We start from the raw sequence: 14,900 nt of genomic DNA on the forward strand, positions 1-14,900 counted from the left end.
GATAACGTAACGATGAAAGTACTATTTAAGATTATTGTCCTATGCCTGCCGGGATTACTTTTTGCGCAGCAAAAGAAGACAGCCGATTTCGCAGCCCTGAACAACACACATGACATGTTGCTGTCGGCATGGGGTCCTTACTCCAAGCGCTATGCCGGAATTTCACATATTCCGGAATTTAAGTCGGGGATCCGGTTTGATTTTTCGGTTTTTCCGGGTTTGTACCGCTATAAGCCCTCTGTTCCGCATGTTTTGCTGCAGTCGGATTATTTCCCCTGGAAATCGAATGACGACCTTACAAAATATACCTTCAGGCATGAACTGCTTTGGAAAGATGAGGCTTATGCCGATGTAACTTACGAAGTAGTTGATTCTTCATCTGTACTGGTGGCTGTGCGATGCGTGAACAATACGGCCTTGCCGCAGAATATGGATGTTAACCTGATGGCTTACCTGGACTATCCGGAAAACTATCCGCTGTATGGCCTTCATTTGGGAAAGGGTTCATTCTGGATAAATGCCCTGGAATACCAATCGCTTAAGTTTGCCAAACCGGGCCCGCGCGACAACCTGGTTTATGATGGATGGCTGGCCGCTGAAGTGAGAAATGAAGCATTTATAGATGGGCGGGGCATGGGTGCTGCATTTAGCAGTACCAATGGGAACAGGGTAAATTATCAGATCCCATTAACTGACAGGCAGCTGGAAGGTAAACTGATCCTTTTTTACCGTATGAAAAAAGGTACAAGCCAGGTTTTTCGTACAGGTGGCTTGGCAGAGGAAAGCATCAGGTTAAAGGGTACAGGTAACCTGGAACAGGTAAGCATTGCTTATCGTGCTGATAAAGCAGGTTTACAGGCGTTTTGGATAACATCTGAGGCTGGGGATGTGGTTGAGTTTAACGGCTTTGCCCTGGTGCCTTCAGCGGAACCGCTACCCGAAATAGTGGCATTGGAGAAGCAGTTTACTCCGGAGGTAAAGGAAGATATGGACTCGAAAACCCTGGTGCTGAAATATAAGGAGATCGCCAATTACTATGGAATAGCCTGGGACGACAACAACGCCAGGATAAGGGAATTTAAAAACGATGAGCTGGATTACTTTTTCAGGCGCCATGTAAACAACCAGACGCATCAAACATTTGTGGGGAACAATAAGGGAAATTTCGCGAATGTTTACATCCGACCTGTGGAACTGGATGCCCATGAAGAGAAAACCATATACGCTTTATTGTGTAAAGGGGATTATGAACAGGTTAAAAAGGGGCTGGGCCGGTTACATGAACTGAAGCAAAAGACGATAGCGGCAAAAGCTGGACCGCTTAGTCCGGAATTGCTGCCCGGTGGGGAGAAATATGCCTTTAGTCAGCAGATACTCAAAGCAACCCTCATGACCAATATCATGTACCCGGTATACACCCAGAACAGTTACATCCGTCATTTTACCCCGGGAAAATGGTACAACTCCCTATATACCTGGGATTCTGGTTTTATTGCAGTGGGCCTAAATGAGATCAGTGCAAAACTGGCAGCTGAGTGTATCAATGTATATACCACCGGAGAAGATAACCAGAATGCATTCATCCAGCATGGTACGCCCTATCCGGTGCAGATCTATGCTTTTTTTGATCTTTGGAACAAAACACAATCGCGCGAGGCGCTTGCTTATTTCTACCCCCGCCTTAAGCGTTACTACGAATTTATGGCCGGGCGCTACGGCAGTTCGACCACTAGGGCATTGAAATCTAATATGCTGACATCCTGGGATTATTTTTACAATTCTGGCGGCTGGGACGACTACCCGGCACAGGTAACTGTTCACGAGCAAAAGGGCACTAAAAAAGTAGCTGCTGCGGTGAACAATGCTTACAGCATCCGGATTGCAAAAATGCTGAGAATGGCGGCCATTGCCTTAAAGAAAGACAAAGACCTGGCAGCTTACGATGCAGACATTAAACAGTTTGCAGTAGCTTTGCAGCAACATTCATGGAATGAAAACTCGGGGTATTTTAGTTATGTGCTGCATGATGAACAAGGAAATCCTACGGGACATTTTAAGGATCCGCTGAGCGGGGAAGATCATAATATGGGATTGGATGGTGCCTACCCGCTATTTGCCGGTATTTGCACACCTGCACAGGAAGCCAGGTTGCTTGAAAAGATCTTTTCAGAAAAACACATGTGGACGCCCTCTGGTATATGTGTGGTTGACCAGTCTGCCCCGTATTTTAAGCCGGTAGGTTATTGGAACGGCTCTGTCTGGATGCCGCACCAATGGTTTACGTGGAAGGCCATGCTTGACCTTGGCCGCTTTGACCTGGCGCAAAAGATTGCATTTAAAGGTTTGGATGTGTTTAAAAAAGAGGTCGATAATTCCTATGCGACATTTGAATATTTCTCTGCCAAAACAGGGCGGGGCGCGGGCTGGCACCAGTTTGGCGGGCTTTCAGCTCCTGTACTCTCGTGGTTTTCGGCTTACTTTAAGCCGGGTACTGTAACTACGGGCTTTGAAATCTGGATCAAGGACCAGGAATTCAATGTTAGGCATTCTGCCTACAAAGCGAACCTTTCTTTTGACCAGGCCACTGTTGCCCATGCCAGGAGCTTAATGGTATGCATGAACCCGGCATTTGATTACGAGGTATTGGTAAATGGTAAAGCCGTGCAAGCTAATGTGCCGTATGCCGGCCTGCTCCAGATCAGCCTACCTGCAAGCAATAAAGATGTATCACTAATCATTCAGCCTATGAGGAGATAAGAAGCCATATATACCTTTTATAACCGTTATTATGTCGGATAACGAATATATTACGTTATGCGGAAAACTAAATTTTGTGCCAATACGTTAGTACAATTAACAGTATGCCTGTCATTTTGCTAGGAAATAAAGCAGGGGAAGCCAGTTTTGGCAGGATGCCGGAGGGGGGACGAATTGCCACAGTTTAGATCAGCTTGTGTTTACTGAATGTCATAAACCTTTTCAATGATGTATGCAGGCTTGCTTAAATTGTAGTACCCTTAAACGCAGGGGCATGTTTTAAGTCAAAACATAGTAAGTTTTATGAAATAATGGCAGTTACAACATCTATTTCCACCGCTATGGCGTAATTGTTGATAAAATAATAAAAATGCAGGTGCTCATTTATAAAACAAATTTTATAGTTTAGAGCATTCCTGATTTAGAAAGGTATATATGGAAGCTAAATTTTCTCCACAAGTAAAAGATGTGATTTCTTTTAGCAGGGAAGAAGCCCTGAGATTAGGTCACGATTACATAGGCGCAGAACATCTTTTGTTAGGCCTTATTCGCGAAGGCGATGGTATGGCCATTAAGATATTAAAATCACTAGGTGTTGATACTTCAAAACTTCGTCGTTCAATAGAGGATTCAGTTAGAGGTACGTCCAGTGTAACGGTTAATCTGGGGAATATCCCTTTAACCAAACAAGCAGAAAAGGTTTTAAAGATCACTTATCTTGAAGCAAAGATCTTCAAAAGCGATTTGATAGGTACAGAGCACCTGTTGCTTTCTATCCTTCGCGATGATGATAACATTGCTTCGCAGATCTTATTACAGTTTAACATCAATTACGAGATATTTAAACAGGAGGTCGAGGTGAATAAAAACGGATTCAGAGACGAAACGCAAAACAGTGCATCAACAGGTGGAGATGATGACTATCGCGAAGAAGAGTCATTCAGCAGCCCTAAAAAGGTATCTGACATCAAATCTAAAACCCCGGTCCTGGATAATTTTGGAAGAGATCTGACCAAGGCTGCCGAAGAAGGACGTTTAGACCCTATTGTAGGTCGTGAAAAAGAAATTGAGCGTGTATCTCAAATCCTGTCGCGCCGTAAAAAGAACAATCCGATCTTAATTGGTGAACCTGGTGTGGGTAAATCTGCTATTGCGGAAGGACTGGCATTGCGTATTGTACAGCGTAAGGTATCGAGGGTGCTGTTCAATAAACGCGTGGTTACTTTGGACCTGGCATCACTTGTTGCCGGTACCAAATATCGTGGGCAGTTTGAAGAGCGTATGAAAGCGGTAATGAACGAGCTGGAGAAATCTACGGACGTGATCCTGTTTATTGACGAGATTCACACAATTGTAGGTGCTGGTGGAGCTTCAGGCTCATTGGATGCGTCGAACATGTTCAAGCCAGCATTGGCCAGGGGCGAAATACAATGCATCGGGGCTACCACACTAGATGAATACCGTCAGTATATTGAAAAAGATGGTGCTTTAGACCGTCGTTTCCAGAAGGTAATGATTGAGCCGGCTTCGCCTGATGAAACCATTGAGATCCTGAACCGCATCAAAGAAAAATACGAAGATCATCATGGGGTAACCTATACCGACGAGGCCATCAATGCCTGTGTTGCCTTAACTTCTAGGTACATTACAGACAGGTTCTTACCAGACAAAGCAATTGATGCTTTGGATGAGGCAGGATCTAGGGTGCATTTAACTAATATCCATGTTCCCGAAAACATCATTGGTATAGAAAACAAGATTGAGGAAATCAAAATCGAAAAAAATAAAGTTGTAAAAAGCCAGAAATACGAAGAGGCTGCGAAACTAAGGGATACTGAAAAGAACCTTTTAGAAGAGTTGGACCGTGCCAAGGCCGAATGGGAAGCAGAAACCAAAACAAAACGTTATACCGTTACGGAAGACAACGTTGCAGAAGTAGTTTCGATGATGACCGGAATTCCTTTACAACGTGTTGGACAAACAGACAGCGCGAAGCTGCTGAACATGTACGATACGGTTGCTGCCAAGATCATTGGACAGGATGATGCGATCAAAAAACTGACCAAAGCAATACAGCGTACCAGGGCCGGGTTAAAGGACCCTAAAAAGCCTATAGGTTCTTTCATTTTCTTAGGCCCTACAGGCGTAGGTAAAACCGAATTGGCCAAAGAACTTGCCCGTTTTATGTTCGACAGTGATGATGCCCTTATCCAGATTGACATGAGTGAGTATATGGAGAAATTTGCGGTATCACGTTTGGTGGGTGCGCCTCCGGGATATGTGGGTTACGAAGAAGGCGGGCAGCTGACCGAGAAAGTGCGCAGAAAACCTTATGCGGTAATTTTACTGGATGAGATTGAAAAAGCACATCCTGATGTATTCAATATCTTGTTACAGGTGCTTGATGAAGGACAGCTTACCGATAGTCTGGGCCGTAAGGTTGATTTTAGAAATACGATCATCATTATGACTTCTAATATCGGCGCACGCCAACTGAAAGATTTCGGACAAGGAGTAGGTTTCTCTACTTCGGCAAAAACCAATCAGGCAGATGCACATTCAAGAGGTGTAATTGAAAATGCTTTGAAACGTGCTTTTGCGCCTGAGTTCCTGAACCGTGTGGATGATGTAGTGGTATTTAACTCATTGGGTAAAGAAGAGATCTTCAAAATCATTGATATTGAATTAAAATCGTTGTTTGGCCGCGTACATAATTTAGGTTATGAGGTGAAGCTGACCGATAAAGCCAAAGAGTTTATTGCTGATAAAGGCTTCGATTCTAACTTTGGCGCAAGGCCGCTTAAACGTGCCATTCAAAAATACCTGGAAGATCCTATTGCTGAGGAAATCCTTAAAGGAGAGATCCATGATGGTGACATTCTGGAAATTGATTACAATAAGGAAACCGAACAGATTGTGGTAGAGAACAGAAGTCCGGGTAAAAAAAAGAAAAAAGAAGAAGGTAGTATAGAGTAAGGTGCGTAGAGATGGAGAGAAGACCCTGGTTGGCGAAGAGCTGACCGGGGTTTTTTATGCGTTAATTTTTTATTACTTTATATTGCTTAGTGTTGTTTTTACACAATTTGTCAAATAGATTTTGGTTATTCAGATAAATGCCTCTATTTTAGATAGAAAATAGGTTAGGGTTAAATATCAATTGTACCAAATATTAACAAATGAAGTCTAGAATATCCACATTACTGCCCCTTGTTTTCTTTGCCATTCAGGCAAGCGCGCAGGAAAAGCATGAGGCTTACACCCAACAGATTGACGGCACCAAGTTAAGCTTTGAGATGAAAGCTATCCCGGCCGGAGAGTTTTTAATGGGCAGTAAAAAAGGGAAACCGGATGAGCAGCCGGTACACAAAGTGAAGCTTGATCCTTTTTGGATGAGTACTGTTGAAGTGACATGGGATATCTTTGAACCCTTTTTATACAAGGATTATGAAACTACGCATAGTACAGGGCCGGTACCTGCAAATGTAGATGCCGTTACCAGACCAACTAAACCTTATCTGGATATGACCTTTGGTATGGGAAAGGAAAACCATCCTGCCCTGGCGATGACGCATTACAATGCCATACAATTTTGTAAATGGTTATATGCCCGGACAGGTGTATTTTATCGTTTGCCTACCGAAGCGGAATGGGAGTATGCCAGCCGCGCGGGAAGTACCACAGAATACTTTTTTGGGGATGATGAATCGAAGCTGGGTGATTATGCCTGGTATAAATCAAACAGCGAAGGAAAAACACATCCTGTAGGTAAAAAACAACCCAACCCCTGGGGCCTGTATGATATGTACGGAAATGTGGGCGAATGGACCTATGATCAATATATCCCTGATTTTTATGCGGGTATAAAGGGGGAGAAGGCCAATAACCCTGTTGCTGTTCCAGATAAATTGTATGCCAATGTGATCCGTGGCGGCTCATATGATGATGCAGCCAGGGAAGTTCGTTCTGCATCCCGGTTGCCTTCTGATCCGGTCTGGAAGCAGCTGGATCCACAGATCCCAAAAAGCAACTGGTGGTTTCCGGAAGCGCCGTTTATTGGCATCAGGTTGGTTAGGCCCGCGAAAGCCCCTTCGAAAGCTGAGATTGATGCCTATTACAATAAAGCACCTATAGCAGATTATTAATGTCTAACTCACAAATTTAAAAACCAAATAATCAACCAAAATGAACAACCTTGAACTGCGGGATAAACGCCGCGAATTTCTTAAAGCCTCTGCACTGGTTGCAGGAGGGGTAATGTTAGATCAGTTTGCTTTTGCCGGGGCACATTCTTCTACCGATGATACGATTAAAATTGCCTTGATAGGCTGTGGTGACCGTGGAACGGGTGCTGCTTTCCAGGCCCTTGGTACTAAAGTCAATGTTAAACTCGTAGCTATGGCCGATGCTTTTGAGGATAGACTGAGCAGCAGTTATACCAAGCTTGCTGAAAGGTTTAAGGAAAAAGTGGATGTTCCGCAGGACCGCAGGTTTGTAGGTTTTGACGCTTACCTGAAGGCTATAGCCCTTGCTGATGTGGTGTTGCTGGTTACGCCTCCGGGATTCCGACCTATACACTTTGAAGAAGCGGTAAAACAAGGCAAACACGTTTTTATGGAAAAACCGGTAGCTGTTGATGCTCCAGGAATTCGTAAAGTGCTTGCGGCAGCAGAAATAGCCAAGCAAAAGAAATTAAACGTTGTGGTTGGTTTACAGCGCCGCTACCAGGCCAATTACAGAGAGGTATTGAAACGTATTCAGAACGGTGCAATTGGCGATATTGTTGGCGGGCAGGTATACTGGAACAGTGGCGGGGTATGGGTTAAAAAGCGTCAGCCTAACCAGACAGAAATGGAGTACCAAATGCGTAACTGGTACTATTTTAACTGGCTTTGCGGTGACCACATTGTAGAGCAACACGTACACAATATAGATATTGCAAACTGGGTTAAAAATGCTTACCCGGTATCGGTGCAGGGAACCGGAAGCCGTGCCTGGAGAACGGGTAAGGATTATGGTGAGATTTATGATAACCATGCGGTAGAGCTAACTTATGCTGACGGTGCGGTGATCTATAGCCAGTGCAGGCATTTTGAAGGAACTGCCAACCGGGTGGATGAGACCTTCCAGGGAACTAAAGGACGTGTTTACCTATCGGCAGGCCATAACGGGGTTTTATGGGACCATAAAGGCAAAGAGATATATAACCATCCTACAAAAGGAAATCCTAACCCATATCAGACCGAGCATGATGAATTGTTCGCTGCCATAAGTAAAGGCGAATTTAAATTCCAGGATGCAGAACGCGCAGCTAAAAGCTGTTTTACAGCTATTATTGGCAGGTATGCTACGTATTCCGGACAGGTGATCAAATGGGATGATGCATTAAAGGCCGACAATAGCCTGATGCCTGAAACATTGAGCTGGAATGCCAATCCGCGACTGATGCCTGATGCAGATGGATTGTACCCGGTTCCTGTTCCGGGAAAAACCAAAGTGGTGTAAGGTTTGCCGCTGATCCAGAAATATATCATTTTATTATTGCTCCCGTTGCTCTTTCTTGTTTATGGCAGGAAAGAGCTGCGGGAGTATAACATTCATGGCTATGCCCAGGGAACAGACTATACCGTAAAGTATTTTGCTGTAGACAGTATCGTTACCAAAAGGGCTGTAGATAGTATTTTAAGTGTCATAGACTCTTCTATGTCCTTATATAAGCCTTATTCTGCAATCTGCAGGTTTAATGCTGCAGAAGATGGTCTGGCTGTTGATCCTCATTTTGCAAGGGTTATGCGCAGGTCATTTGACATTTACAAGGATACACAAGGTAAATTTGATGTGACGGTTGAGCCACTGGTTGAGGCCTGGGGATTTGGTGCAAAACGGGTAAGTAGTTTTCCGGATAGTGCCAGGGTTAAGGAGCTGCTGAACTGTGTTGGGATGAATAGCCTGAGCCTGAAAGGAAATTATCTTAAAAAAGATAAGCCTTGTATTCAGATAGATCTTAACGGGATTGCCCAGGGCTATAGTGTGGATGTGGTTGCCGGCTACCTGTTGAAAAAAAGAATATCCTGCTTTGTTGTGGAGATAGGGGGTGAGTTGAGAATGAAGGGCCCTAAGCCCGATGGTACTTCCCTGCGTATAGGAATTGAAGGACCGGCAGCATCGGCCGGTGCAGAACCGGTGATCAGGCATGTAGTGAAAATCAATAATGGGGCAATAACTACCGCTGGAAATTATAGAAAGTACCTGCAAAAAGGAGCAAAAAAAATAACCCATCTGATTGACCCTCATACAGGTTATCCTATTGAGAACGCATTGATTAGTGTTACCATTTATGCCAAAGACGCAATTACAGCAGATGGCTATGATAGTCCTATTATGGCGATGGATGTTAATGAGGCCATTAATTTTGTGAATGCCCGGAAAGGCATGGAAGCTTATATCATTTACCATCGTAAAGACGGCAGTATTGCCGACACGCTTACAAAAGGGTTCAGAACATACTTAGCTGATCTTTAGGCACACGGAAAAGGCTTGAATCCAGGGATGGCTTTATTTCATTCAGGTGGTTTAGGCGGCAATGCAGTTTAAAATTATCTCTTATCATTTTGGCAATATTGCCATCGCCCCGCATTCTTTCACCAAACCTGCTGTCGTTCACATTTCCGCCGTGACAGGACTGGATCATATGCCATACTTTTTCAAAACGATCTGGATAGTTCTTGCGGAGCCAGTCTTCAAATATACCTCCGATTGCGCCGTTCAGCCGTACCACAGTATAGCCAGCCGCTATAGCGCCGCAATTGGCTATGGTCTTCAGTATAGATGGGATCTCATGGTCGCTTAAGCCCGGAACAAGCGGAGCTACCATTACGCCCATAGGTACACCAGCGCTGCTCAGCTGCTCCACTATTTTAAGCCGCTGTTTTGCAGTTGTGGTGCGGGGCTCCATCTTTTGCCGCAATTGTTCATTCAGGCTGTTTATAGATACATACACCATGCAGAGGTTTAGTTTAGCCATTTCGGTAAGCAGGTCAATGTCTCTTAATATCAGGGCGTTTTTGGTGATCATAGCGATAGGCTGCCTGTATTCGAGCGCAATTTCAAGCAATTGCCTGGTGATCCTGAATTTACGTTCTGCAGGCTGGTAACAATCGGTGTTACCCGATAAGGAGATAACGGAAGCATCCCATCCCTTCTTTTGAAGAAATTTTTTAAAAAGTTCAGGCGCATCTGTTTTAACAATGATCTTACGTTCGAAGTCGAGACCAGCACTAAAACCCCAATATTCATGTGCATTACGGGCATAGCAATAGCTGCAGCCGTGTTCGCAGCCCTGGTAGGGGTTGAGGGAGTAGGCCATGCCGACATCAGGACTTTCTACTTTGTTTACAATAGATTTGGATCTGCCAAAGATGAAGGTGGTTTTATGGTCTTCTTCTTCCCAGTCGTCGATGCCCTCTTCATGGTCTTTCACATAGTCGTTTTTTGCAAAACGGTTATGGGGATTGAACTGTGCCCCCCTTCCCTTTACATAATTGTCCGGCTTTTCATCGTCTAATATCATTAGCTAAAAATACTAATATTATTAGTAAAATGAAATGGGTGAACCAAAATTTTGTATAAAAAAAAGAGACCCGGTAAGGTCCCTTTTCAATAACATCAACAAATTTATTGCTCTTCTAAACCCATTTTCTGCATTACTACATCGCTAACCCCTGTTGAAGAATAACCTCCGTCGTGAAAAAGGTTCTGCATGGTTACCATGCGGGTAAGGTCAGAGAACAGGGTAATACAGTAATCGGCACAGGATTCTGCATCGGCATTGCCCAATGGAGCGATGGCATTCGCATAATCATAGAAGTCGCCAAAACCTTTGATCCCTGTTCCGGCAGTTGTTTTGGTTGGTGATTGGGAAACGGTATTGATCCTTACTTTTTTCTCCAATCCGTAATGGTAACCAAAACTGCGGGCAATAGATTCCAGCATGGCTTTAATGTCGGCCATGTCTGTATAGAACGGGTAGGTGCGCTGGGCGGCCATATAAGTTAGGGCCACTACACTGCCGCCTTCATTAATGGCATCGAGTTTTTTGGCAACAGCAAGCATTTTATGAAATGATAAGGCGGAAACATCAATCCCCTTCATGAAGTAATCGTAATTGGATTCTGTATAAGGTATCTTTTTACGGATGTTAACGCTCATTCCTATAGAGTGCAGTACAAAGTCTATTTTGCCGCCTAATATTTCCTGTGATTGGGTAAACAGGCTGGTCAGTTCATCAACACTGGTTGCATCGGCCGGAACAATCTGTGAATTTGTTTTTTCAGCCAGGGCATTGATCTCTCCCAGACGCATGGCGATAGGAGCATTGGTCAAAACAAATGTTGCGCCTTCTTCATGTGCTTTTTCGGCTACTTTCCAGGCAATTGAATTCTGATCTAATGCGCCTGTAATGATGCCGCGTTTACCTTTTAATAAGTTGTACATAGTATTTTGTTTTAAAACAGGCCGAAGTTAAGGAATTTTTCTTTTGCCAGAAGCTGCATTTAGCTTTTGTAACCCAGCAGGTCTTTTGCGTTTTCGAGAGCAGAAGCACCCGGCGTTTTACCACTCAGCATTTCGGCAATGGCAGCTACGCGCTCTGTTTTATTCAGCCTGCGTATACCGGTTGTGGTACGATCAGTTTCTTCATTCTTGTATACAAAGTAATGGGCATCTCCCTTGGCAGCGATCTGCGGAAGGTGGGTAATACAGATTACCTGCATGTTTTTCTCCAGTTCGCCGATCACGTCTCCAACCTGTAAGGCGGTTTCGCCTGAAATTCCTGTATCAATTTCATCAAATATCAAGGTAGGTAAGGAGGTATGTTGGGCCATAATGGATTTGATGGCCAGCATCAGGCGGGACAGCTCACCACCTGATGCCACTTTACCAACCGGGGCAGGAGGCTGACCGCTGTTTGCGGAGAACAGCAGGCCGATCAGGTCTTTCCCATCTTTGTTGAGTTCCACGGTCGTTTGTTGTTCAATTTTTATTTTTGCATTGGGCATGCCCACCCGACGCAATATTTCTCCGACACTTTTTTCTGTACTGCTAATGGCTTTAAGGCGGTTGACAGATAAAGTTGCAGCCATCTGTTCGAGCTTCAGGAGCGTTTCTTCCAGTGCTTTGGTTAACTGGTTTATCTCCTCATCACTGCTCAGCAGATTGACCAGATTAGCTGATAGTTGTTCCTGTATTGCAATTAATTCTTCAGTACTACTAACTTTATGCTTCTGCTGCAAACCATAAATGAGGTCCAGACGGGTATTGATCTCTTCAATACGTGCAGGATTAAAAACAATATTGTCTTCCAGAACCGATGTTTCTTCGGCTATATCTTTAATCTCTATAAGAGAAGAGCGTAATCGTTCATTCAGTTCCGCATAAGCGGGATTGAACTTTTCTACACTTTGCAGCTGTCCGACCACTTCTTTCAAAATGGAAAGTACAGCACTTTCCTGCTCGCTTAGCAAATGGTAGCTGGTCAACAGGCTTCTTTTAATGCTTTCAGCATTGTTGAGCATTTGCAATTCGGTTTCCAGTTTTTCCTGTTCTGCCGGATGCAGATTGGCATTTTCCAGTTCATTAAACAGGAACTGTTCATAATCCTGCCTGTTTCTCGCTTCATCGGCCCTGGCCTGCAGCTCAGTAAGGTGTTTTTGCTGCTGCTTGTAGGATTTAAAAAGGCTGCGGTAATCGGATAATAGTACTGTGTGATCTGCAAGGGTGTCTACAACTGAGAGCTGAAATTCAGGATCACTGATTTCAAGGGTGGCATGTTGCGAATGGATGTCTATCAAGTGCTCCCCAACCTGTTTCATCACATGGAGTGTTACAGGGGTGTCGTTAATGAACGATCTGGATTTGCCATCCGTAGAAATCTCCCGTCTCAAAGTACTTTCGGGATAAAAATCCAGGTCGTTCTCTTCAAAAAGCGGGCGCAGCTGGTCGTTGTTTAATAAAAACTGTCCCTCGATAATACATTTCCTGTCCTGGTTAAAGAAATACTTTGTTTCGGCCCTTTGGCCCAGTATCAGTGACAGTGCCCCAAGCATGATAGATTTACCGGCACCGGTTTCGCCGGTGATGATGTTAAGTCCTTTGTCTGGTTCCAGTTCAACACTGTCAATCAAAGCGTAGTTACGGATGGAAAGTTTTTGCAGCATATACACTGCTAAATTAGAAAAAGTTTAACGACGAACCACAAAAAAAGCAGAAGATTATCTCCTGCCTTCAATTGTGTGTATGGTACTAAAAATTGGCACAAGTTTAAAAAGGGGTATTGTCTGGCTGGCCCGCTTTTTTCTTTTTTAAAGCCTCAACTTCAGCTTCAAATTTCTTTTTCAGTTCTTTATACTCAGCGGAATTTTCCAGGGCTCTGGCTTCCTCCAGTTTTTTCTTCAATTCCGGTGAAGAAAGGTAAACATGTATTGAATTTGCTATTTTCTGAGCATCTTTGATTTGTGCACTATAAGCGTTCTGGAATAATTTTGAATCTGCCTGAAATTTCTTTGCGTCTTCGGCCATTTTTTTCTGGTTTTTTTTCCACTCTGGAGAGCTGAAATAATGCCTGGCCTTTTTACTTTGTTCTGTCAGTTCTTTCTGCTGTTTTTTCCAATCTTCAGAGTTGAAATATTTGTGAATTTCCGCAGTTTGTTTCCGGATCAGTTCCTGTTGTTTTTTCCATTCATCCGAACTGAATTTTTTTGCCAGGTCTTCCGACATTGCCTTTATGCCTTCCTGCCATTCGGGTGATTTCATGAAAAACATTTTTTTGCTGATGATGGTGTCTAAGCCTGTTTTAAAATTGTAGTTCAGGTGGAAATTACCCATATCACTGAATGTCTCTTTTACCACTTCTTTCCTTAGGCTGTCCGGCATTTCTTTCATGGAATCATATTCCTTTTTATTGCCCTGCGGATCAATGGTAACGATCCTGAATTTGCGTCTTTTCTTTGTGGTATCTTGCATTACCTCTTCTGCTGCAGGCTTAACTTCCTGTTTTAGGCGTGTAGTTTTAAAAGGATTTTTTGCCTCTTGTTTTAGTGCAGGCTGTTTATGCGTTACACCTGGTTTTAGGATTGCAGGTTCGGTTTTGGCGGGGCCGATCCATGCCAATGAAATTACAGTAGCTACGGTGAGCGTAATGGCAAAGAGCTGTTGCTTTGCGTTCATATAGTTTGTTTTCATATCTGTGATTCTTTTAATGCGTTGATAAAGGTGTTGTTGTTTGCCACTGGCGGCCATAGATAAGGCAGGGGTAGCTTTATCTTTGAGTATTTCCAGTTTCAGCAGGGCGTGGGCATAGGTTAATGGCGTTCCTGTTAGTTTTAATACCAGGTCATCGCAGGCGTGTTCCCTTTCAATATTGACGAACCTGTTGCTTAGCCATATGAAGGGGTTAAAGAACATCAGGGTTTCAATGGCTGTTTTTATCAGGTTTAAAAGGTAGTCGTTTCGGCGGATATGAGAAAGCTCATGGATCAATATAGCTTCTACCTGCCGGATGTCCAGTTGGGCAACCAGGGCCACCGGAAAAAGCACTACCGGCTTAAAATACCCAATAACCAATGGGATATTAACTTGCCCGGAGAGGTAAAAGTCTACAGGTCTGCGGATCCCCAGTTTAACTGTCATTTCCTGAAAAATCTGCTGCCAGGAGGAGGGAACCTGGTTTTTATCGGATCCTTTTAAAGCTTGTAGCTTTTTATAGCCCGCAGTAAGGATAAGCAGCTGGAACAATATACCGAGACTATATATAGCAGTAATGTAAGGGAAGAGCTGCTCAGCCTGGGTACTGAGTGTGGCCGGGAAACCAGTCATTTCCTGCGCTGCATTTATTCCCTGCGGAGCATTACCCACAAGTACAGGCTGTTTATCTGCGGGCCATTTAAAAACAGTGCAAAAGGTGATGCAGAAACCGGCAAACATCAGACACATGGCCCCATAAGCCAGGTTATGTTTGAACCTGGCCGTCAGGTTTGGAAAAAGACTAACTACCGCGAGTAATATCCCATAAATAATTGCGGCCTGCCATAGGGAATGAAAGATACTCCATCCAATAGCTTTGATCAGGTTGTTTACAATTGCTTCCATTT

General features: G+C 43.9%; 9 protein-coding genes. 5 read left to right on the forward strand and 4 right to left on the reverse strand.

From position 1 onward, the window contains the following. The first annotated feature begins 12 nt into the window (after positions 1-12). The 5 genes from B9A91_RS23715 to B9A91_RS23735 all read left to right on the forward strand — a co-directional run bounded on the left by B9A91_RS23715 (position 13) and on the right by B9A91_RS23735 (position 9,276). The gene (locus B9A91_RS23715; protein ID WP_084241557.1) at positions 13-2,757 is read left to right on the forward strand and encodes an MGH1-like glycoside hydrolase domain-containing protein; all 2,745 of its coding nucleotides are present in this window, start codon (positions 13-15) and stop codon (positions 2,755-2,757) included. Positions 2,758-3,192: 435 nt separating this feature from the next. After that, positions 3,193-5,733 (forward strand): ATP-dependent Clp protease ATP-binding subunit, encoded by a 2,541-nt coding sequence (locus B9A91_RS23720; RefSeq protein WP_084241558.1) that lies wholly within the window; start codon positions 3,193-3,195, stop codon positions 5,731-5,733. A 200-nt stretch (positions 5,734-5,933) separates the two neighbouring features. Continuing rightward, positions 5,934-6,899 carry a formylglycine-generating enzyme family protein gene (locus B9A91_RS23725; RefSeq protein ID WP_084241559.1) on the forward strand — a complete coding sequence of 322 codons (966 nt, stop codon included), beginning with the start codon at positions 5,934-5,936 and terminating at the stop codon, positions 6,897-6,899. Positions 6,900-6,939: 40 nt separating this feature from the next. Next, positions 6,940-8,259: a Gfo/Idh/MocA family protein gene (locus B9A91_RS23730; RefSeq protein WP_084241560.1), complete on the forward strand. Its 1,320-nt coding sequence runs from the start codon at positions 6,940-6,942 to the stop codon at positions 8,257-8,259. Positions 8,260-8,262: 3 nt separating this feature from the next. Then, positions 8,263-9,276 carry an FAD:protein FMN transferase gene (locus B9A91_RS23735; RefSeq protein WP_084241561.1) on the forward strand — a complete coding sequence of 338 codons (1,014 nt, stop codon included), beginning with the start codon at positions 8,263-8,265 and terminating at the stop codon, positions 9,274-9,276. On the opposite strand, the gene B9A91_RS23740 is transcribed toward B9A91_RS23735, so the two are convergent. The 4 genes from B9A91_RS23740 to B9A91_RS23755 form a co-directional block, all read right to left on the reverse strand. Further along, complete coding sequence (locus B9A91_RS23740; RefSeq protein ID WP_084241562.1) at positions 9,251-10,324, reverse strand: PA0069 family radical SAM protein; 1,074 nt, start codon at positions 10,322-10,324, stop codon at positions 9,251-9,253. The two genes, B9A91_RS23735 and B9A91_RS23740, sit on opposite strands and share 26 nt — an antisense overlap. Before the next feature lie 104 nt (positions 10,325-10,428). Next, the gene (locus tag B9A91_RS23745; protein WP_084241563.1) at positions 10,429-11,247 is read right to left on the reverse strand and encodes an enoyl-ACP reductase FabI; all 819 of its coding nucleotides are present in this window, start codon (positions 11,245-11,247) and stop codon (positions 10,429-10,431) included. Positions 11,248-11,306: 59 nt separating this feature from the next. Further along, on the reverse strand, positions 11,307-12,968 hold the full coding sequence (gene recN / locus B9A91_RS23750; protein ID WP_084241564.1) for a DNA repair protein RecN: 1,662 nt from the start codon (positions 12,966-12,968) through the stop codon (positions 11,307-11,309). A gap of 103 nt (positions 12,969-13,071) precedes the next feature. Further along, positions 13,072-14,898, reverse strand: coding sequence for a M56 family metallopeptidase (locus tag B9A91_RS23755; RefSeq protein WP_084241565.1), 1,827 nt, complete (start codon positions 14,896-14,898; stop codon positions 13,072-13,074). Positions 14,899-14,900: the final 2 nt, after the last annotated feature.

It is taken from the genome of Pedobacter africanus (assembly GCF_900176535.1).
GTDB lineage: Bacteria > Bacteroidota > Bacteroidia > Sphingobacteriales > Sphingobacteriaceae > Pedobacter > Pedobacter africanus.